Source organism: Atlantibacter sp. MEI4A-1023, assembly GCF_056155425.1.
Genome location: NZ_CM149568.1, coordinates 3389274 through 3410734, shown reverse-complemented (window position 1 = coordinate 3410734; position 21461 = coordinate 3389274). Strand labels below are relative to the sequence as shown.

Genomic DNA, 21461 nt, shown 5'->3' with positions numbered 1-21461 from the left:
TAACGGCTCCTGTTTAAGTTAAGACTTCGGTTGTTCTGGCGCGGCATTGGCTGCGGTGGATTGTTTATCCGCATCAGCCGTAACTTCTTGTGCTTTGACCTGAGCGCCAGGACGAACTTTTTGCAACCCGGTAATAATCACGCGATCGCCTGTTTTGAGACCGTCAGTCACCAGCCATTTATCGCCGATAGCCTGAGTGGCCGTGATTTGACGCACTTCAACTTTGTCGCCTTCGCCCACCACCATCGCGGATGCATCGCCGCGCGGCGTACGGGTTACGCCTTGTTGCGGCACCAGAATCGCGTTGGGGTTAACCCCTTCTTCGAGACGCGCGCGCACAAACATGCCCGGCAATAACGTGTGGTTTGGGTTAGGGAACAGTGCGCGCAGCGTAATCGAGCCGGTGGTTTGGTCGACGGTCACGTCAGAAAACTCCAGCGTGCCTTCCTGATCGAACTTAATCCCGTCAGAGGTCACCAGCTGTACTTTCGCTTTTCCGTTCTCTTGTTTCAGCGCGCCGCTGGCCAGTTCCTGTTTCAGACGCAGGAAGTCGTTGCTGGACTGGGTCACATCCACATAGATAGGGTCAAGTTGCTGTACGGTCGCCAGCGCCGTGGCCTGTCCGTTCTGTACCAGCGCGCCTTCGGTAACGTTGGATTTACCGATGCGGCCACTGATTGGCGACGTCACTTTGGTATAGGCGAGATTAATGCGCGCGGTTTCAACCGCAGCCTTCGCAGCAACCACAGCGGCGTTGGCCTGCTGAGCCGTGGCCTGAGCGTCATCATAGTCCTGTTGGCTGATGTAGTTCGTGCCAATCAGTTTTTGGTAACGCCGCAGGGTCACCTGAGCGATATTGGCGCTGGCCTGGGCGCGCGCCAGATCGCCTTTTGCGCTCTCGTAAGAGGCCTGGTAGGTTGCTGGATCAATCTGATAAAGGGAGACACCCGCCTCGATATCACTGCCTTCCACGAAATTACGCTTCAGGATAATACCGCTCACCTGAGGACGAACTTCCGCCACGCGATACGCGCTGGTGCGGCCGGGAAGCTCGGTTGTGATCGGTAGAGGTTCGCTTTTCAGCGTCACCACGCCGACTTCCGGCGTATGCTGCGCCTGCTGTTGCTGCTGTTTGTCGTCACATCCTGTAAGCGCTAAGCTGCCTGAGAGCATCAGAACGACCGCCAGAGGCGTTAACCCTCTGTTTTTGTTCATAGGTAAACCTCGAGTGTCCGATTTCAAAATTGATTGATGGATCAAACGTCCACAAACCCATTGCTGCGTTTAAATTATGGTCGTGATATGGTACATACATTCATAAATGTATGTAAATCTGACCCCTGTAAATTCACAAACATATGGCACGAAAAACCAAACAACAGGCACTGGAAACGCGAAATCACATCCTTGATGTGGCGATTCGCTTGTTTTCCCGGCAGGGTGTTTCGGCTACATCACTGGCAGATATTGCCCAGGCTGCTGGAGTTACGCGCGGTGCCATCTATTGGCACTTCAGAAACAAGTCCGATTTGTTTAGTGAAATCTGGGAGTTGTCAGAGTCCAGTCTTGGGGATCTTGAAACTGAGTATCAGGCAAAATATCCCGGCGATCCACTGTCAGTTTTAAGAGAAATTCTAATTTATATTCTTGAAGCTACCGTTTCAGAGGAGCGCCGCCGGTTGATGATGGAAATTATCTTTCACAAATGTGAGTTTGTTGGCGAAATGGCACGGGTGCAACAGCTTCATCGCGAATATTGCCTGGCCAGCCATGAACGCATCGAACTGGCACTAAACAACTGTATAGCTGCCAGAATGATCCCCGAGACCCTGAATGTCCGCCGCGCCACAATCCTGATGCGCAGTTATATCACTGGCTTAATGGAAAACTGGCTATTTGCCCCGCAAACCTTCGATTTAAAATCCGAAGCGCGCGTCTTCGTTGAAATCCTGCTTGAAATGTATCAGTTTTGCCCGACGCTTCAAAAACCCGCCGCCTCATAAAAAACCGGCACCGTTGTCGGATTTCTCTCTATCCCCACCGCCTTGCTATTCTGCGCCTCAGTCCCGTGGTATTCTGCGCCTCACAAACTATCTCCGATATATTCTCGGCCCGTTAATCACTCATTCAAAAACTATGCAGCACGATCTTCAATTTCGCAAAATAACCTGCGTCATGGCGCTGGTGTGGCTTCTTCTGGCTGGATTTCTGCTTTCCGCAGGCGTTGCGAACGCCGCTTCTAACGGCGAATTGCCGGCGCGTGCTGATATTCAAAGCCAGCTGGATGCGCTGAGTAAACAAAAAACGCTTTCTGCTCAGGATAAGCTGGTTCAGCAGGATCTCACCCAAACCCTCGAAGCGCTTGAGAAAATCGAGCGGGTAAAACAAGAAACCACTCAGTTGCGTCAGCGTGTGGCCCAGGCGCCGGAAAAAATGCGCCAGGCGACGGAGGCGCTGAACGCGTTAAGTACTCCGGAGAGCGACGACAGTCTACGCCAGACGTTCAAGGCGATGTCATTACGCCAGCTCGAAGCGCGCACCAGCAGCATGGTGGATGAACTCCAGAGCGCGCAAAACGATCTCTCCACATTTAATAGCCAACTGGTGTCGTTGCAGACTCAGCCGGAGCGGGTGCAAAACGCCATGTACACCGCCTCGCAGGAATTGCAGCAGCTCAGAAACCGCCTGAACGGCACCACGCCGGGCGAGGCGGCGCTGCGTCCCTCGCAACAAACGTTAATGCTGGTTCAGCAGGCATTGTTGAATGCGCAAATCGATCAGCAGCGTAAGAGCCTGGAAGGGAATACCGCGTTACAGGACAGTCTGCAAAAACAGCGTGATTACACCACTGCCCATATCAATCAGCTTGAGCATCAGCTCCAGCTATTACAGGAAGCGGCAAATACCAAACGCCTGTCACTGACGGAGAAAACGGCCCAGGAAGCGGTCACGCCGGATGATTCGTCCAGTCTGCAAAACAACCCGCTGGTTAAACAGGAACTGGAGGTTAACCACCAGCTCAGCCAGCGTCTGATCACCGCTACGGAAAACGGCAACGCCCTGGTGCAGCAAAACATCAAAGTTAAAAACTGGCTGGATCGCGCGCTGCAATCTGAACGGACCCTGAAAGAACAGATCTCGGTTTTAAAAGGCAGCTTGCTCCTGTCGCGTATCCTTTATCAACAACAGCAGACGCTGCCTTCCGCTGACGAACTCGAGGATATGACCAACCGCATCGCCGACTTGCGTCTTGAACAGTTTGACCTGAACCAGCAGCGTGACGCGCTGTTCCAGAACGACGCCTTTGTGGCGAAGCTGGAAGAAGGGCATCAGGGCGAAGTGAATGCAGAGGTGCACGATACCCTGTTGCAGCTGGTGGATATGCGCCGCGAACTGCTCGATCAGTTGAACAAGCAGCTCGGCACCCAATTGATGATGGCGATCAACCTGCAAATCAACCAGCAGCAGTTAATGAGCGTCAGTAAAAACCTCGAGCAGATGCTGACCCAGCAAATCTTCTGGGTAAACAGTAACCGTCCGATGGACTGGGACTGGATTAAAGCCTTCCCGGGCGCGATCCACGATCAGATTAAAGCCATGAAAATCACGGTGAACTGGAAAAAAGCCTGGCCGTCTGTGGCCGTGGCGTTTCTTGCCGGTTTGCCGTTGCTGCTGATCGCCGGGCTGATCCGCTGGCGATTCGGCTGGTTAAGGCAGTATCTGGCAAAACTGGCTTCTGAAGTGGGGCAATTACGTAACGACAGCCAGTTACACACGCCAAAAGCGATTCTGATTAACTTTATCCGCGCCTTACCGGTCTGCCTGGTAATACTGGCATGCGGGTTAATCCTGCTATTTATGCAGATCAACATCAGCGATTTGCTGTGGGAATTCAGTAAAAAGCTTGCCATGTTCTGGCTGGTGTTTGGGGTTTGCTGGCGGGTGCTGGAAAAAGACGGCATGGCGGTCAGCCACTTCAATATGCCTGCGCAGCTCACCAGCCACTGGCGTCGCCAGATTGTGCGCGTAAGCCTGGCGCTGTTGCCGCTGCTGTTCTGGTCGGTGGTTGCGGAGCTATCACCGCTTAATCTGATGGACGATGTACTGGGTCAGGCGATGATTTTCATCAACCTGCTGGTGATCGCCGCGCTGATTTGGCCGATGTGCCGGGAAAGCTGGCGCGATAAAGAATCGCACACCATGCGTTTAGTCACGATCACCGTGCTGGCGATTGTGCCGGTTATGCTGTTAGTGCTGACGGTGACAGGTTACTTCTACACCACACTGCGCCTGGCTGGACGCTGGATTGATACCGTTTATCTGGTGATCGTCTGGAACCTGCTGTACCAGACCGTGCTGCGCGGGTTAAGCGTCGCGGCGCGCCGTATCGCCTATCGCCGCGCTATCGCCCGTCGCCAGAATCTGGTCAAAGAGGGTGCAGAGGGTGCCGAGCCGGTAGAAGAGCCGCCGCTGGGCCTTGACCAGATCAACCAGCAAACGCTGCGTCTGGCAATGCTGACGATGTTTGCGCTATTCGGCGTGGTGTTCTGGGCAATTTGGTCAGATTTAATCACCGTCTTCGCCTATCTCGACAGTGTGGTGCTGTGGAATTACAACGGTACTGAAGCGGGGGCAGCGGTGATGAAGCATGTCACCATGGGAAGCCTGCTGTTTGCTCTGGCCGCGTTTGCGGTTGCCTGGGCGCTGATCCGCAACTTGCCCGGCCTGCTGGAAGTGCTGGTGCTGTCGCGCCTCAATATGCGGCAGGGCACGTCATACGCCATTACCACCATACTCAACTACGTGATTATCGGCGCGGGGGCGATGGTTATCTTCGGTTCGCTCGGGGTGTCGTGGGACAAACTGCAATGGCTGGCAGCGGCGCTGTCGGTCGGCCTGGGCTTCGGGTTGCAGGAGATTTTCGGTAACTTCGTCTCCGGTATCATTATCCTGTTCGAGCGTCCGGTGCGTATTGGCGATACCGTCACAATCGGCACCTTTTCGGGAACGGTGAGCAAAATCCGTATCCGCGCCACCACCATCACCGACTTCGATCGTAAAGAGGTGATTATCCCGAACAAGGCGTTTGTGACCGAGCGGCTGATCAACTGGTCGTTGACCGATACCATCACCCGCGTGGTGATCCGCATCGGCGTGGCTTACGGATCGGATCTGGACAAGGTGAAAGCGATCCTGTTAAAGGCCGCGATGGAACATCCGAAAGTCATGCATGATCCCGAGCCGTCGGTGTTCTTTACTACTTTCGGACCGAGCACGCTGGATCACGAGTTGCGTCTCTACGTGCGTGAACTGCGCGATCGCAGCTACACTGTGGATGAACTGAACCGTACTATCGATCGTCTGTGCCGTGAAAACGACATTAATATCGCGTTCAACCAACTTGAAGTGCACCTGCATAACAAGAACGGCGAGCAGTTCACCGAAGTGAAGCGCGATTTGAATAATGGCCCGGCCCCGTCTGCGGCATAAAAAAGGTGGGGGCGCATAACGCCCTCACCTGAGAAGAATTATCAGGGGGATAGTATCCCCCTTTTTTATTACAGTACTTTATGCGGGCCGAAGCATTCGTAATGAATGTTTGCCGGGTCAATGCCCAGGCTGACCAGTTGTTTCGCCGCAAACTGCATAAACGCCACCGGGCCGCACAGGAAAAACGTCATACCCGGAACCTTCAGCGCACCTTCCTGCTTCAGCAGATCCATCAACCCTTCGCTGTGGAAACGCCCGCTTTCACGGTCAAGCTGCGACGGTACGCGATACCAGATATGGTAATCAAAATGCTTCAGCAATTTACCGTGTAAAGCAATTTCATCCGCAAAGGCATGCACATCGCCGTTTTCAGCGGCGTGCAGCCAGTTTACCTGCGCTTCATGGTGATTGGCGGCCAGATTATCCAGCATTGCCAGCATCGGCGTTTGGCCCACGCCTGCGGAAATCAGTGTCACAGGCGTCGTCGGCGGCACGTCCATAAAGAAATCACCCGCCGGGGCTACCAGATTAATCACATCGCCCACTTTGGCATGGCCGTGCAGCCAGTTTGACACCAACCCTTCACCTTCGCGTTTCACCGCAATACGGTAGCTCTTGCCGTTTGGTTTGCGGGTCAGGGAATACTGGCGAATTTCCTGGTGCTCAAAGTTTTCAGGTTTAATCCACACGCCCAGATACTGGCCGGGCTTGTAATCCGCCACCGGGCCGCCGTCTACCGGGGTAAATTCAAAACTGGTGATCAGCGCGCTTTGCTGTTTGATTTCAGTGATGCGGAACGGACGAGTGCCTTCCCAGCCGCCAGATTTGCCGGCGTTTTCCTGGTAGATTTCTGCTTCACGGTTAATAAACACCTGCGCCAGCACGCCGTAGGCTTTGCCCCAGGCATCCAGCACTTCCTGTCCTGGGCTGAACATCTCATCCAGCGTTGCTAACAGATGGCTGCCGACGATGTTGTATTGTTCAGGCTTGATATGAAAACTGGTGTGCTTCTGGGCAATCTTCTCCACTGCAGGCAACAGCGCCGCCAGGTTTTCGATGTTGGTAGCATAAGCGCAAATGGCGTTGAACAACGCTTCACGTTGATCGCCGTTGCGTTGGTTGCTCATATTAAAAATATCTTTGAGTTCGGGATTATGAGCAAACATCCGGTCATAAAAGTGGGCGGTCAGTTTTGGGCCCGTTGCTGCCAGTAGAGGAATAGTGGACTTTACAGTCGCGATAGTTTGAGCGTCTAACATCAGGGGGTTCCTTTGCAGGTGTCTATAATATGTATTTTGAATGCATCTTATAAATTTATCCCTGCGCTGTAAAGGGTCTCTGTTGAGATTTTGTTATTGAGTGTTAATGAAAAACCTGCATCACGATCCTGAAAAGAATTCCGTTACAAGTGGCGATTGTGAGGGGCGCTGAAGCCTTGCGTAGCCTGAAGCCAATCGTTTGCGTAAAAACCTTTGTCAAGACCTATCTTCGCACTGTTAATCGGTTTACACTGTTGCCCGTTGCCCAAAAAGGGCCCCTTATTGCCGTAAAAGTTTACCGTTAGCTGAGTCAGGAGATGCGGATGTTAAAGCGTGAAATGAACATTGCCGATTATGATGCCGAACTGTGGCAGGCTATGGAGCAGGAGAAGGTTCGCCAGGAAGAGCATATTGAACTTATCGCCTCCGAAAACTACACCAGCCCGCGTGTTATGCAGGCTCAGGGTTCTCAGCTGACCAACAAATATGCTGAAGGTTATCCGGGCAAACGCTATTACGGCGGTTGCGAATACGTGGATATCGTTGAGCAACTGGCGATTGACCGTGCAAAAGAGCTGTTTGGCGCGGACTACGCTAACGTGCAGCCGCATTCCGGCTCTCAGGCTAACTTCGCGGTTTATACCGCGCTGCTGCAACCGGGCGATACCGTTCTGGGTATGAACCTGGCGCAAGGCGGTCACCTGACTCACGGTTCGCCGGTTAACTTCTCGGGCAAACTGTACAACATCATCCCTTACGGCATTGATGAGTCCGGTAAAATTGACTACGAAGACATGGCGAAGCAGGCCCAGACCCACAAGCCGAAAATGATCATCGGAGGCTTCTCTGCTTATTCTGGCGTGGTTGACTGGGCAAGAATGCGTGAAATCGCAGACAGCATCGGCGCATATCTTTTTGTTGATATGGCGCACGTGGCAGGTCTGATTGCCGCAGACGTTTACCCGAACCCGGTTCCCCATGCTCACGTTGTGACCACAACCACCCACAAAACCCTGGCGGGTCCACGCGGTGGTCTGATCCTCGCCAAAGGTGGCGACGAAGAGCTGTACAAAAAACTGAACTCTGCCGTATTCCCGAGCGCGCAGGGCGGCCCGCTGATGCACGTTATCGCAGCGAAAGCCGTGGCGCTGAAAGAAGCGATGGAGCCAGAGTTCAAAGTTTACCAGCAGCAGGTTGCGAAAAACGCCAAAGCGATGGTGGAAGTGTTCCTGAACCGTGGCTACAAAGTGGTGTCTGGCGGCACTGAAAACCACCTGTTCTTGCTGGATCTGGTTGATAAAAACCTGACCGGTAAAGAAGCCGACGCAGCCCTGGGTCGCGCAAACATCACCGTTAACAAAAACAGCGTACCGAACGATCCGAAGAGCCCGTTCGTGACGTCCGGTATTCGTATCGGTTCCCCGGCTATCACTCGTCGCGGCTTTAAAGAAGCGGAAGCGAAAGAGCTGGCTGGCTGGATGTGCGATGTGCTGGATAATATCAATGACGAAGCGACCATCGAACGCGTGAAGCAGAAGGTGCTGGCTATCTGCGCCCGCTACCCGGTTTATGCATAATCGGTAAGCGTTAAGCGGTGAAAACCCTCGACCTGGTCGGGGGTTTTTTTATGGGTTGGATTTTCAGGATGCTGGCTGCGAGGCCCCTGAATCGGTGGACCTTCATACCGATAAGGTCTTGACTAAACTACTTTTTCATAAAATGTTATCGTCCCAGGACACTTCCTGATCAAAGTCAACGAGGTACTATGCGCATTCGACACTTTTCCAGAATAACAGGGCTGACGGCGCATACGCTTCGTTATTACGAAAAACGGGGTTTACTGGTCCCTGACAGGAATAGCAGCGGTCATCGTGATTACCGGGAGGCCGATATCGAATGGGTGGCTTTTATTGTTCGTCTGAAAGCAACAGATATGCCGCTTTCGGAAATCCAGCATTATGCCGCGTTAAGAAGCCAGGGCAATACAACGGTTAATGAACGGCGTGCATTATTAGCCCATCACGCTGAACGGCTTGAACAGCGCCTGGCAGAGCAGCATCAACACCTGGATCGCCTGAAAGCGAAGATGGCGCATTACGATAGCGAACTCATCAAAAACAGCGCTTGACCTGGAGTTAACTCGAAGGATTAACGTGCCTCTTATCACATCAAAGAGGATAACGTTATGACAACGACACGCTACGAAACAGGGCTTGCGAGACTGACAGAAATTGACGGCGCAGCAGGCGAAAAAGTGATTACCGCGCTGGCTGATGTCGCGCCTGACTTAGGGCGCTATGTGATTGAGTTTGGATTTGGCGATATCTATAGCCGTCCGGGGTTAGATCTAAAAACTCGCGAACTGATTACCGTCGGTGCGCTCGCCGCATTGGGGCATGCGCAGCCGCAGTTGGCCGTGCATATTCACGCCGCACTGAATGTAGGCTGCACGAAAGGGGAGATTGTGGAAGCCATTATCCAGATGTCGCTCTATGCGGGCTTTCCGGCAGCGCTGAATGCCATGTTCACTGCGAAAACGGTTTTTCAGGAACTTAACCTATAACAATAAGGCGGCATCAGGGAGGCCTAATGGTAACGATACAGCGTATGACCCGCGATCAATTCCCGGCATATCGGACATTTTTTATCGAAGAGTATGCCCAGGATTTAGCGTCAACACGCCACATGGCTATTGATGAGGCTCGCCATGATGCCGCCCGGAGTATCGATAATTATCTTCCCGACGGCCCGGACACAGAAGGCAGCCGGCTGTGGTGTATTACTCCCGCTCATTCAGAGCAAACCATCGGTTATTTTTGGGTAAGCCTGAATGGGCGCGTCGCGTGGATTTATGATTTTTACCTGTTACCGCAATGGCGCGGTAAAGGACTTGGGCGCGATGCGATGGCGCAACTTAAACAGACGCTCAGCACCCTGGATATTCATGAAATCGGCTTGCGGGTGGCGTCGAATAATCCTGCCGCGAAAGCGTTGTATGAAAAATGCGGCTTTGCGGTTACGGGCTATAACATGTCGCTGCGTCTTATCTAGCGCTTTCTTGTTGTTAACCCGATGTTACGCCTTGCACCTGCTGCAATAACCCGCCAGACTATCGCCTCCAAAACGGGAGGGATTCATGGTTTTGCACTCTACGCGCTGGCTGGCGCTCAGTTACTTCACCTACTTCTTTAGCTACGGCATTTTCTTACCTTTCTGGAGCGTCTGGCTCAAAGGCATCGGGTTAGCGCCGGAGACCATCGGCCTGCTGCTTGGCGCAGGATTAATCGCCCGCTTCCTTGGCAGCCTGTTGCTGGCACCGCGCGTAACCGATCCCTCCCGGCTGGTATTCGCGCTGCGCGTGTTGGCGCTGCTGACGCTCCTTTTCGCCGTTGCGTTCTGGCTCGGCACCACCACCGCCTGGCTGTTGATCGTGATGGTTGGCTTCAACCTGTTCTTCTCGCCGCTGGTGCCGTTAACCGATGCGCTGGCGGGAACCTGGCAAAAGCAAATCACCCTTGATTACGGCAAAGTGCGGGTTTGGGGATCGCTGGCATTTGTGATTGGATCGGCGCTCACCGGTAAACTGATCAGCATTTTCGATTACCACGCGATCCTGGTGATGCTGAGCATTGGCGTGGCCTCTATGCTGCTCGGCATGATGTTACGCCCCTCGGTTATGCCGGCAGGGCAGGCGCGCCAGAACGAAAGCGCCGGTTGGCCAGCCTGGCGAAAACTGGTGCTCGAAAGCTGGCGGTTCCTCGCCTGCGTCTCGCTATTACAGGGGGCGCACGCGGCTTACTACGGCTTCAGCGCCATTTACTGGCAGGAAGCCGGGTATTCCGCTTCGGTGGTGGGTTATTTATGGTCGCTGGGCGTGGTTGCCGAAATCGTGGTATTCACCCTCAGCAACAAGCTGTTCCGCCGCTGGAGTGCCCGGGACTTGCTGCTGCTCTCGGCGTTTAGCGGGATTGTGCGCTGGTCGCTGATGGCCTGGACCACCGATCTACCGTGGCTTATCGTGGCGCAAATCCTGCACTGCGGCAGCTTCACCGTCTGCCACCTCGCCGCCATGCGCTATATCTCGGCGCGCCAGGGCAGTGAAGTGATTCGCCTGCAGGCCGTCTATTCCGCTGTGGCCATGGGTGGCAGCATCGCCATCATGACCATGTTCGCAGGCTTCCTGTTCCAGCACCTGCAAGGCGGGATGTTCTGGGTCATGGCGCTACTGGCGGTGCCGGCTATCGCGTTGCGCCCCGCCGTGGTAGCGCGCTAGCTTTCCAGAATCTCCCGAATACGCTGCTGCTGGTGTTCCCCCAGCGGTAGCGTGGCGTGGATAAGCGGCGCGGAAAACAGCGGCAGCGAGGTATGGTAAGGCGTAATAATCAGCGTCACCTCCTTCGAGGCGCCTTCTTTCTGGAAGGTATGCACCGACAGATATTTGATAGTGAGCGGCAGCAGCGTTAATTCCCGCAATTGGTGCTCAATCTGTTCCTCAAGCTGCCGGTCATTGCCGGTGAGCAGCAATACCTGCTTCTCCTGAATATCACTTTCCTGCATCAGCCATGCGCCAAAAATAATGGCGATCAGGCCGAGCTCTTCATCGGAAAAATGAATGCCGTAGTGCGTTTCAAGCTGGGCGCAGGCCTCGCGGGTGGTGCGCATCAAACGCGGGTATAGCCGGGTGATCTCTTCCGGCAGCGCATTATCAATGCCGATACCGAACAGACAGCGGTCCAGCGCCTGGGCAAGGTGAACATAGAGTTGCGTCGCCAGCCCCGTTTCATCGCTGAAGGCCATGCCGGAAAGAGTACGAAACGCACTAATCAGCTCCGCCACTGCCAGCCGCAGCTGGATATCCTGCGGCTGATTGTCCTTCAGCGGGTCCGGCACCCGCAGCATCATAAACATCAGCGCCAGAAACAACTGTTCATCCTGATGTGGCGCCACCGGCACCCGGCGTTGCCAGTGGCGCATAATCTCCTGCGCCGCCAGATACTCCGCCCGCTGCGCGGTCCAGAGATTTTGCACCTCATTAAAGCCCGGCGACTGGCCGTTGTGTTGTTCCATCAGGCAATATTGCAGGAACAGTCTCAGAAACTGGGTATCGCGCGATTCGAACTGCCGGTTAAGCCGACGTCCACAAAGGTTGACCAGCGCGTGTAAATTCGTATCGTCATAGCATGCGATGGGGATGCCGCGCTGCCGGAGTTCGGTTTTCAGCGAGGGCGTAAAATGCTGCTGCACAAAATGAGGGCACAGGCGCATAGCGCGACGCAGCCAGTGGAGCAGGCAAAGCCTGCGATCGAGTGGCGCGCCTTCAATCCGGTAGCTGCCGTCGGGGTGGGTCATAATTGAAAGCCGGTGGTAGCGCTGGATCTCAGAACTGGTTTCAACAATATCCTGACGGGCGATGCCACCATCGACGCCGTTGATTTGCCCGATTAATTCCGGCGTTACGGTACCGGGTAAATAGAGCATCAACAGCATCTGGCAGCGGCGCTGCGGACTGGAAAGCACGGATGGCGGCGAACAAAGCTGTGTCATCATCCAAAAGTTCCAGTTAGGTTAATCAAAGCTAAGCGTAGTTAAAGTATGAGCTATCGTTAGAACGGGTCTGGACTTTCATTTGGTAATCCTGTCTGGCTCACAGATTTTTTTGTATGGAAGAGATAATGCGCCCAACGATGTTAAGGATATTGCCCGCTTTGCCGCTGCTGACGCTCGTTTGCGCGACGCTAGGCCTTGCGCATCCACACAGTTTTATTACCCTGCAAACGCAAATCATCGAAAAGGACGGTCAGTTTACCGGCCTGCAAATGCGCTGGCTGATGGACGAAATTACATCAGCAGACCTGTTGTATGACGCGGGCGATGCCAAACCGGGATCGGAAATCTGGAAGAAGCTGGCGGCGGAGGTCATGGCGAACGTTATTGGGCAGCACTATTTCACCGAAGTGTGGCACAACGGCAAAAAGGTGACTTTTTTACCGGTTCCTCCCGAATACGGTATGGCGCGGGAAGATCATCAGGCGGTGCTGACCTTTATCCTGCCGCTGGCAAAGCCGCAGCCGCTGGCCGGGCAGCGCTACAGCATCTCGACCTTTGACCCGACCTATTATGTCGATATGAGCTACGAGGCGACCAATGACATCACGCTGCCCGCCGCACTCGCTGGTCAGTGCAAGCTGACGATGACGACCCCGACGCCCACGGCGGATACCCAGGCCTTTGCGATGTCGCTCGATAAAGAAGACGCGCCGCCGGAGGACATGGAGTTAGGGAAACAATTTGCCCAGAAGGTTGAGTTGCAATGTCAGTAGTGTTTTCAACGCCGAAACCCGCGCGACGCTGGATACAGCTATGGCCGCTGGGTCTGTTTTTGCTGCTGGCGGTCGTCGCCGGTTTGCTGCTCTGGCAACACTGGCCCAGGCTGATGATGCAAAGCATCGTCTGGCAGCGCAGCGTCAATCTGGAACTGAGCACACTGCTCAAGCGCGTGGCGGAAAACCCCAGCCAGGCGGGCGGGGCGCTGCTGTTGTTCAGCTTTGTCTATGGCGTACTCCACGCGCTGGGGCCGGGCCACGGTAAAGTGGTGATCACCACCTGGCTGGCGACCCACCCATCAAAACTCAAATCCAGCTTAGGGCTGACGTTCGCCTCTTCGTTATTGCAGGGGCTGGTGGCGATTGGTCTGGTTGTGGTGGTGCTGTCGCTGCTGGCCTTACCCGCGCGGCAGTTGCATATGAGCAGTTTCTGGCTGGAGAAGGGCAGTTTCCTGCTGGTGGGCATTCTGGGCGTGATGCTGTGCTGGCGGGCGATTAACCGACTGCGCGGGTTACTGCGCCGTCCCAAATTTAGCGTCTTCACTCCGCATCATGTCCATAGCGAGCACTGCGGCTGCGGGCACCAGCATCTGCCCACTCAGCAACAGCTGGAGCAGGGCGACGACTGGCGCGCGCGCCTGATGATAATTTTATCGATGGGTATGCGCCCTTGTTCCGGCGCGATTATGGTGCTGCTGTTCAGTAAGGTGATTGGCGTGTTCGGCTGGGGAATCGCTGCGGCGCTGGCGATGGCTGCGGGAACCTCGCTAACGATTTCATCGCTGGCGCTGCTGGTTCACAGCTTCCGAACGCTGGCGATCCGGTTAAGCGGCAATAAAACGCCAGCGCTCTGGCGGCAGGTGGGCTGGACGACGCTCGCGCTGGCAGGCGGGGCGATCCTGATCCTGGCGGCGGTCATCATGTGGCTCAGCGCTCAACCGCCGGGCGGCGGCTTGCGGCCTTTCTAAACAAAAATGCCCTGTCGAAACAGGGCATTTTGCAGTCTAAAAGACAGATTAACGCTTCAGGGCGTCGCTCAGCTCTTCACGCATGTTGGCGAGCATCGCTTTCACCACGCGCGGGTTACCCGCAACCAGGTTGCCGGTCATGATGTAGTTGTGGCCGCCGGTGAAATCGCACACCAGACCGCCCGCTTCACGTACCAGCAGTTCGCCACCGGCAAAGTCCCACGGCTTCAGGTTGATTTCGAAGAAACCATCAACGCGGCCCGCGGCCACATAGGCCAGGTCCAGCGCAGCGGAACCGGTGCGGCGGAAGTCAGCGCACTGTGTGAACAGTTTGCTCACGATATTGATATAGGTAGCGGAGTGCTGTTTGGCTTTGAACGGAAAACCGGTCGCCAGAATAGTGCCATCCAGATCGCGCGCATTGCTGCCGCGCAGACGATACCCGTTGAGCTGTGCGCCCTGGCCGCGTGTTGCGGTGAACAGTTCATTGCGCATCGGATCGTAAACCACAGCCACTTCAGTACGGCCTTTCACGCGTACGGCGATGGAGACGGAAAAATGGGGGAGGCGTTTAACAAAGTTGGTGGTGCCATCCAGCGGATCGATAATCCATTGCACATCCTGGTCGGTGCCTTCGTGTTCGCCGCTTTCTTCGGTAATGATGGTGTGTTGCGGGTAGGACTGGCGGATGGTGTCGATGATAATGCGCTCTGCGCCTTTATCCACGTTAGTCACAAAATCGTTGCTGCCTTTCTGGCTGGTCTCTACGGCGTCCGGCGTTTCGTAGTTTTTGGCGATAAAGTTTCCGGCCTTGCGCGCAGCACGCACGGCGATGTTGAGCATCGGATGCATCAGGTATCTCTCACTGGATGTTAAAGAACGAGGAAATCGGCGCGCAGTATAGCAGGGAGATCGGATTATGTCTCCGGTTTATGATAGGATGCCAACATATTATTAAATTGTGTCGGTTCGCTATGCTGCAAAACATTCGTATCGTGCTGGTTGAGACCTCTCACACCGGCAACATGGGCTCCGTTGCCCGCGCCATGAAAACCATGGGCCTTACCAATCTCTGGCTGGTTAACCCGCTGGTTAAACCCGACTCCCAGGCTATCGCCCTGGCGGCAGGCGCCAGCGACGTCATCGGCAACGCCACTATTGTCGATACGCTCGATGAAGCGTTATCCGGCTGTAGCCTGGTCGTCGGCACCAGCGCGCGTTCGCGCACCCTGCCGTGGCCAATGCTCGATCCGCGTGAATGCGGTTTGAAGAGTATTTCGGAAGCCGCTCACGCCCCGGTGGCGCTGGTGTTTGGCCGCGAGCGCGTCGGTTTAACCAACGACGAGTTGCAAAAGTGCCATTATCACGTGGCGATTGCCGCCAACCCGGAGTACAGCTCGTTGAACCTGGCGATGGCGGTACAGGTGATCGCCTATGAAGTGCGTATGGCCTGGCTGGCAGCCGAAGAGCAGCAAACGACCCCAGCGGAAAACGAAGATGCGCCGTATCCGCTGGTGGATGACTTAGAGCGTTTTTACGGTCATCTGGAGCAGGTGTTGCTCAATACCGGCTTTATTCGCGCCAACCACCCCGGCCAGGTAATGAACAAATTACGCCGTCTGTTTACCCGCGCACGCCCGGAAAGTCAGGAGCTTAACATCCTGCGCGGCATGCTGGCGTCCATTGACAGTACGCATAAAAATGACCCGAATACTTGAGTAAATTACTCAGGTAAATAGTTGACCAATTTACTCAGGAATGTCAGACTTGCGCCTGCTATGCAACACCCCACTTTAAAATAAACACCCCCGCTTCGAGGGGCGACGTTGAGGTTAAGTAAGACATGAGACTGACATCAAAAGGGCGTTATGCCGTAACCGCAATGCTGGACGTTGCACTTAACTCCGAAGCGGGTCCGGTACCGTTGGCTGATATCTCAGAACGACAGGGTATTTCACTCTCCTATCTGGAGCAACTCTTCTCCCGTCTGCGCAAAAATGGACTGGTGTCGAGCGTGCGTGGTCCAGGCGGCGGCTACCTGTTAGGCAAAGATCCCAGCGCCATCGCAGTAGGTGAAGTTATCAGCGCTGTTGACGAGTCGGTTGACGCGACCCGTTGTCAGGGCAAAGGCGGCTGCCAGGGCGGCGACAAGTGCTTAACACACGCACTGTGGCGCGACCTGAGCGATCGTCTGACCGATTTTCTGAACAACATTACTTTGGGTGAACTGGTTAACAACCAGGAAGTACTCGACGTGTCTGGCCGGCAACAAACTGAAGCGCATCGCCCGGCCCGCGCACAGGACGCAATCAACGTAAAACTGCGCGCATAACTAAAAAAGTTTTGTACCCACAATAATTCGCATTGCAGGAAGGCGACAAGCGAGTGAATCCCCAGGAGCTTACATCAGTAAGTGACTGGGGTGAGCGAGAGCAGGCAACGCGCCTGCGGTGCGAAGTATGAAGGGTATATCGGAATCAGGCCAGGGTGCTCGCACCCTGCCGCCTTCGGCATACATCCCGCCGGTTGCCTGATTCAGAGCATTTGAGATGTACGGAGCTTAAGAGCAATGAAATTACCGATTTACCTCGACTACTCTGCGACTACGCCGGTAGACCCGCGCGTCGCCGAGAAAATGCTGCAACATATGACTATGGATGGGATCTTTGGTAACCCCGCATCCCGTTCTCACCGTTTCGGCTGGCAGGCAGAAGAGGCGGTAGACGTCGCCCGCAATCACATTGCAGACCTGCTGGGCGCGGACCCGCGTGAAATTGTTTTCACCTCCGGCGCGACCGAATCCGACAACCTGGCGATTAAAGGTGCGGCCAACTTCTATCAGAAAAAAGGCAAGCACATCATCACCTGTAAAACCGAACACAAAGCGGTGCTGGATACCTGCCGTCAGTTGGAGCGCGAAGGCTTCGAGGTGACTTATCTGTCACCGCAGAGCAACGGCATCATCGACCTGAAAGCGCTGGAAGCCGCAATGCGTGACGACACCATCCTGGTTTCTATCATGCACGTGAACAACGAAATCGGCGTGGTGCAGGATATCGACACCATCGGCGAACTGTGCCGTGCGCGCGGTATCATTTTCCACGTGGATGCCACCCAGAGCGTGGGCAAACTGCCTATCGACCTGAGCAAGATGAAAGTCGATCTGATGTCCTTCTCCGGTCATAAAATCTACGGTCCGAAAGGCATTGGCGGCCTGTACGTGCGTCGTAAACCGCGTATCCGTATCGAAGCGCAGATGCACGGCGGCGGTCACGAGCGCGGTATGCGTTCCGGTACGCTGCCGGTTCACCAGATCGTCGGTATGGGCGAAGCCTACCGCATCGCCAAAGAAGAGATGGCGAGCGAAATGGAACGCCTGCGCGGCCTGCGCCTGCGCCTGTGGAACGGCATCAAAGATATCGAAGAAGTGTATCTGAATGGTGACCTGGAGCAGGGCGTTCCGACCATTCTGAACGTGAGCTTTAACTATGTTGAAGGCGAGTCGCTGATTATGGCGCTCAAGGATCTGGCCGTATCTTCCGGTTCAGCCTGTACCTCTGCAAGCCTTGAACCGTCTTATGTGCTGCGCGCGCTGGGGATGAACGACGAACTGGCGCACAGCTCGATCCGTTTCTCTCTGGGACGTTTCACCACGGTCGAAGAGATCGACTACACCATCGAGCTGGTACGTAAATCGATTGGCCGTCTGCGTGACCTTTCTCCGCTGTGGGAAATGTTTAAGCAGGGCGTGGATCTGAACAGCATCGAGTGGGCGCACCACTAATTCGACAAGATTTCTGGAGAACATCAACATGGCATACAGCGAAAAAGTTATCGATCATTACGAAAATCCGCGCAACGTCGGCTCCTTCGACAACAGCGACGACTCGGTAGGCAGCGGCATGGTTGGCGCGCCAGCCTGTGGCGACGTGATGAAGTTGCAGATTAAAGTCAACAATGACGGTATCATCGAAGACGCGCGTTTCAAGACTTACGGCTGCGGTTCCGCCATCGCGTCCAGCTCCCTGATCACCGAGTGGGTGAAAGGCAAGAGCCTGGACGAAGCACAGGCGATTAAGAACACCGATATTGCCGAGGAACTGGAACTGCCGCCGGTTAAAATTCACTGCTCAATCCTTGCAGAAGACGCTATCAAAGCGGCGATTGCGGATTACAAAAGCAAACGTGAAGCTAAATAATCATTGATGAATTGAGGTTGTTGTATGTCGATCACCCTTAGCGAAAGCGCTGCTGCGCGTGTGAACACTTTTCTGGCCAACCGGGGTAAAGGCTTTGGCCTGCGTCTCGGCGTGCGGACATCCGGCTGCTCTGGTATGGCGTATGTGCTGGAATTCGTGGATGCGCCCCAGGCAGAAGACACCGTGTTTGAAGACAAAGGCGTAAAAGTGGTGATCGACGGCAAGAGCCTGCAATTCCTGGATGGTACGCAGTTAGATTTCGTCAAAGAAGGCCTTAACGAAGGGTTCAAATTCACTAACCCGAACGTTAAAGACGAGTGTGGCTGCGGCGAAAGCTTCAACGTGTAGTTCCCGCAATGACCTTCCTCGCCCGGCAGGGCGAGGAAGAGTAGAAAACCCTGCATACCTGCTTTCTCAATAACGTGCGCCGGGGCAGTTGATTGAACCGGGTTGTCGCGTTATTGCGTATGTGGGTATTACCCTGAGAACGTTATGGATTACTTCACCCTCTTTGGTTTGCCGGTTGGCTACACGATTGACATGGCTTCGTTGTCAGCGCGTTACCAGGATCTGCAACGCCAGTTCCATCCCGATAAATTCGCCAGCCACCCTCAGGCCGACCAACTGGCCGCGCTCCAGCAATCGGCGACCATCAATCAGGCCTGGCAAACGCTGCGCCATCCCCTTAACCGCGCCGAATACATGCTTTCGCTGCACGGTTTCGATCTGGCCAACGAACAGCACACGGTGCGCGATACCGCGTTTTTGATGGAACAACTCGAGCTGCGTGAAGAGCTGGACGAGATTGAACGCGCGGGCGATGAAAGCCGCCTGGCGGGTTTTACCACGCGCATTCAAGCGCTGTACCGTTCGCGCCATCAGCAAATGGTCCATGAACTGGATAGCCAGGCGTGGGAAAAGGCGGCGGATACCGTTCGCAAACTCCGTTTTCTTGATAAATTGCAGCACCAGACAGAACAACTCGAAGAAAAGCTGCTTGGTTTTTAATTCTGGAAGCTAAACATGGCCTTATTACAAATTAGCGAGCCTGGGCTGAGCGCCGCACCGCACCAGCGCAGACTGGCGGCAGGCATCGACTTAGGCACCACCAATTCCCTGGTCGCCACCGTGCGCAGCGGGCAGGCGGAAACCCTGCCGGACCACCAGGGGCGCCACCTGCTGCCCTCCGTGGTGAACTATCAGGCGACGGGCCAAACCATCGGCTTTGACGCCCGTGCGATGGCGGCCGCCGATCCGGTGAACACCATCAGCTCGGTAAAACGTCTGATGGGCCGCTCACTTGCCGATATCCAGGCGCGTTACCCGCATCTTCCGTACAACCTGCATCCGAGCGCCAATGGCCTGCCGCAGATTGATACCCCGGCAGGCCTGCTGAACCCGATCCGCGTCTCCGCCGATATCCTGAAAGCGCTGGCCGCACGCGCCAGTGAAGCGCTGGCGGGCGATCTGGACGGCGTGGTCATCACCGTTCCGGCTTACTTTGACGACGCCCAGCGTCAGGGCACCAAAGACGCCGCGCGTCTGGCGGGCCTGCACGTGCTGCGCCTGCTTAACGAACCGACGGCGGCGGCGATTGCCTATGGCCTGGATTCGGGTCAGGAAGGCGTGATTGCGGTGTACGATCTCGGCGGCGGCACCTTTGATATTTCAGTACTGCGTCTGAGCCGCGGCGTGTTTGAAGTCCTCTCGACCGGCGGCGACTCCGCGCTGGGCGGAGATGACTTCGACCATCTGTTAGCCGACTGGCTGCGCGAGCAGGCGGGCTTTAGCGATCGCAGCGACAACCGTCTGCAACGCGAGCTGCTGGATGCCGCCATCGCCGCCAAAATCGCCCTGAGCGATGCCGACAGCGTCGCCGTTAACGTCGGCGGCTGGCAGGGCAATGTGACCCGCGCGCAGTTCGATGCGCTGATCGCGCCGCTGGTCAAGCGCACCCTGTTAGCCTGCCGCCGCGCCCTGAAAGACGCGGGCGTTGAGGCGAGCGACGTGTTAGATGTGGTGATGGTCGGCGGGTCTACCCGCGTTCCGCTGGTGCGCGAGCGCGTGGGCGAATTCTTTGGCCGCACGCCGCTGACCTCCATCGACCCGGACAAAGTCGTGGCGATTGGAGCGGCGGTGCAGGCCGATATCCTGGTGGGCAATAAGCCGGACAGCGAAATGCTGCTGCTTGACGTGATCCCGCTGTCGCTGGGTTTAGAAACCATGGGCGGCCTGGTGGAGAAAGTGATCCCGCGTAACACCACCATTCCGGTGGCCCGCGCCCAGGAATTCACCACGTTCAAAGACGGGCAAACCGCCATGTCGATCCACGTGATGCAGGGCGAGCGCGAGCTGGTGCAGGATTGCCGTTCGCTGGCACGCTTTGCGCTGCGCGGTATCCCGGCGATGCCTGCGGGCGGCGCGCATATCCGCGTCACCTTCCAGGTGGATGCCGACGGCCTGCTGAGCGTCTCCGCGATGGAAAAATCCACCGGCGTGGAAGCCTCGATTCAGGTCAAACCGTCCTACGGGCTGACCGACGATGAAATCGCCACCATGATTAAAGATTCAATGAGTTTCGCCGAGCAGGACGTCAAAGCGCGTATGCTGGCGGAACAAAAAGTGGAAGCCGCCCGGGTGCTGGAAAGCCTCGCGGGCGCACTGGCGACCGATGCCGCGCTGCTCAGCGCCGCAGAGCGTCAGGTTATCGATGACGCTGCTACTGCCCTGGCGCATGCAGCCGAAGGCGATGACGTTGACGCCATTGAAAACGCAATTAAAAACGTAGATAAACAGACCCAGGAGTTTGCCGCTCGCCGTATGGATGCCTCCGTGCGCCAGGCGCTGAAAGGCCACTCCGTCGACGAGGTTTAATATGCCTAAGATTGTTTTTCTGCCTCATCAGGATCTTTGTCCCGATGGCGCAGTTCTGGAAGCGAAGAGCGGTGAAACTATTCTTGACGTTGCGCTGCGCAACGGCATTGAAATTGAACACGCCTGCGAAAAATCCTGTGCCTGCACCACCTGCCACTGCATCGTGCGTGAAGGTTTTGATTCACTGCCGGAAAGCACCGAAGACGAAGACGACATGCTGGATAAAGCCTGGGGTCTGGAGCCGGAAAGCCGCCTGAGCTGTCAGGCGCGTGTGACCGATGAAGATTTAGTGGTCGAAATGCCGCGTTACACCATTAACCATGCGCGCGAGCACTAACAAGGGGTAGA

Annotated in this window: 21 protein-coding genes; 17 read left to right on the top strand and 4 right to left on the bottom strand. The window is 55.5% G+C overall.

Annotated elements, in window-relative coordinates; genetic code table 11:
- Positions 1-18: 18 nt before the first annotated feature.
- Positions 19-1215 (bottom strand): multidrug efflux RND transporter periplasmic adaptor subunit AcrA, encoded by a 1197-nt coding sequence (acrA, locus tag ACVV26_RS16230; protein ID WP_474798244.1) that lies wholly within the window; start codon positions 1213-1215, stop codon positions 19-21.
- A 143-nt stretch (positions 1216-1358) separates the two neighbouring features.
- Here acrA and acrR point away from each other — a divergent pair, with 143 nt between their 5' ends.
- Together acrR and mscK are read left to right on the top strand one after the other, a co-directional pair.
- Complete coding sequence (gene acrR, locus ACVV26_RS16225) at positions 1359-2003, top strand: multidrug efflux transporter transcriptional repressor AcrR (protein WP_312982911.1); 645 nt, start codon at positions 1359-1361, stop codon at positions 2001-2003.
- A gap of 172 nt (positions 2004-2175) precedes the next feature.
- Complete coding sequence (gene mscK / locus ACVV26_RS16220; protein ID WP_474801884.1) at positions 2176-5490, top strand: mechanosensitive channel MscK; 3315 nt, start codon at positions 2176-2178, stop codon at positions 5488-5490.
- A 68-nt stretch (positions 5491-5558) separates the two neighbouring features.
- On the opposite strand, the gene hmpA is transcribed toward mscK, so the two are convergent.
- Complete coding sequence (hmpA, locus tag ACVV26_RS16215; RefSeq protein WP_474798242.1) at positions 5559-6749, bottom strand: NO-inducible flavohemoprotein; 1191 nt, start codon at positions 6747-6749, stop codon at positions 5559-5561.
- Positions 6750-7072: 323 nt separating this feature from the next.
- Between hmpA and glyA the strand changes: the two genes are divergently transcribed.
- The 5 genes from glyA (at position 7073) to ACVV26_RS16190 (ending at position 11022) form a co-directional block, all read left to right on the top strand.
- On the top strand, positions 7073-8326 hold the full coding sequence (gene glyA, locus ACVV26_RS16210) for a serine hydroxymethyltransferase (protein ID WP_474798240.1): 1254 nt from the start codon (positions 7073-7075) through the stop codon (positions 8324-8326).
- Positions 8327-8514: 188 nt separating this feature from the next.
- Positions 8515-8877, top strand: coding sequence for a MerR family transcriptional regulator (locus ACVV26_RS16205; RefSeq protein ID WP_474798238.1), 363 nt, complete (start codon positions 8515-8517; stop codon positions 8875-8877).
- Between the two features lie 57 nt (positions 8878-8934).
- Positions 8935-9312, top strand: coding sequence for a carboxymuconolactone decarboxylase family protein (locus ACVV26_RS16200; protein ID WP_474798236.1), 378 nt, complete (start codon positions 8935-8937; stop codon positions 9310-9312).
- Between the two features lie 26 nt (positions 9313-9338).
- Entirely contained in the window at positions 9339-9800 is a 462-nt protein-coding gene (locus ACVV26_RS16195; RefSeq protein ID WP_474798235.1) for a GNAT family N-acetyltransferase, read from the top strand.
- Positions 9801-9885: 85 nt separating this feature from the next.
- Positions 9886-11022, top strand: coding sequence for a 3-phenylpropionate MFS transporter (locus tag ACVV26_RS16190; RefSeq protein WP_474798234.1), 1137 nt, complete (start codon positions 9886-9888; stop codon positions 11020-11022).
- Here the strand turns inward: ACVV26_RS16190 and csiE are convergent.
- Positions 11019-12296, bottom strand: coding sequence for a stationary phase inducible protein CsiE (gene csiE, locus ACVV26_RS16185; protein ID WP_474798232.1), 1278 nt, complete (start codon positions 12294-12296; stop codon positions 11019-11021). The genes ACVV26_RS16190 and csiE overlap by 4 nt on opposite strands.
- Before the next feature lie 137 nt (positions 12297-12433).
- On the opposite strand from csiE, the gene ACVV26_RS16180 reads away from it, so the two are divergent.
- Positions 12434-13069, top strand: a complete 636-nt coding sequence (locus ACVV26_RS16180) for a DUF1007 family protein (protein ID WP_474801881.1) — start codon at positions 12434-12436, stop codon at positions 13067-13069.
- On the top strand, positions 13060-14040 hold the full coding sequence (locus tag ACVV26_RS16175; RefSeq protein ID WP_474798230.1) for a nickel/cobalt transporter: 981 nt from the start codon (positions 13060-13062) through the stop codon (positions 14038-14040). Before ACVV26_RS16180 ends, ACVV26_RS16175 begins: the two co-directional genes overlap by 10 nt.
- 48 nt (positions 14041-14088) lie before the next feature.
- On the opposite strand, the gene suhB is transcribed toward ACVV26_RS16175, so the two are convergent.
- Positions 14089-14892, bottom strand: coding sequence for an inositol-1-monophosphatase (gene suhB / locus ACVV26_RS16170; RefSeq protein ID WP_474798228.1), 804 nt, complete (start codon positions 14890-14892; stop codon positions 14089-14091).
- 122 nt (positions 14893-15014) lie between these two features.
- On the opposite strand from suhB, the gene trmJ reads away from it, so the two are divergent.
- The 8 genes from trmJ (at position 15015) to fdx (ending at position 21450) form a co-directional block, all read left to right on the top strand.
- Entirely contained in the window at positions 15015-15758 is a 744-nt protein-coding gene (gene trmJ / locus ACVV26_RS16165; RefSeq protein WP_474798226.1) for a tRNA (cytosine(32)/uridine(32)-2'-O)-methyltransferase TrmJ, read from the top strand.
- Between the two features lie 125 nt (positions 15759-15883).
- Positions 15884-16372 (top strand): Fe-S cluster assembly transcriptional regulator IscR, encoded by a 489-nt coding sequence (iscR, locus tag ACVV26_RS16160; RefSeq protein WP_312982924.1) that lies wholly within the window; start codon positions 15884-15886, stop codon positions 16370-16372.
- Between the two features lie 237 nt (positions 16373-16609).
- Positions 16610-17824: an IscS subfamily cysteine desulfurase gene (locus tag ACVV26_RS16155; RefSeq protein WP_312982925.1), complete on the top strand. Its 1215-nt coding sequence runs from the start codon at positions 16610-16612 to the stop codon at positions 17822-17824.
- Positions 17825-17852: 28 nt separating this feature from the next.
- Positions 17853-18239, top strand: a complete 387-nt coding sequence (gene iscU, locus ACVV26_RS16150) for a Fe-S cluster assembly scaffold IscU (RefSeq protein ID WP_002463695.1) — start codon at positions 17853-17855, stop codon at positions 18237-18239.
- A 24-nt stretch (positions 18240-18263) separates the two neighbouring features.
- Positions 18264-18587 (top strand): iron-sulfur cluster assembly protein IscA, encoded by a 324-nt coding sequence (gene iscA / locus ACVV26_RS16145; protein WP_125294111.1) that lies wholly within the window; start codon positions 18264-18266, stop codon positions 18585-18587.
- Between the two features lie 144 nt (positions 18588-18731).
- A complete protein-coding gene (hscB, locus tag ACVV26_RS16140) occupies positions 18732-19247 on the top strand; it encodes a co-chaperone HscB (RefSeq protein WP_474798224.1) in 516 nt (171 codons plus the stop codon).
- Between the two features lie 15 nt (positions 19248-19262).
- Positions 19263-21113, top strand: a complete 1851-nt coding sequence (gene hscA / locus ACVV26_RS16135) for a Fe-S protein assembly chaperone HscA (RefSeq protein ID WP_474798223.1) — start codon at positions 19263-19265, stop codon at positions 21111-21113.
- Between the two features lies 1 nt (position 21114).
- The gene (fdx, locus tag ACVV26_RS16130) at positions 21115-21450 is read left to right on the top strand and encodes an ISC system 2Fe-2S type ferredoxin (RefSeq protein ID WP_002463685.1); all 336 of its coding nucleotides are present in this window, start codon (positions 21115-21117) and stop codon (positions 21448-21450) included.
- The last annotated feature ends 11 nt before the right edge of the window (positions 21451-21461 follow it).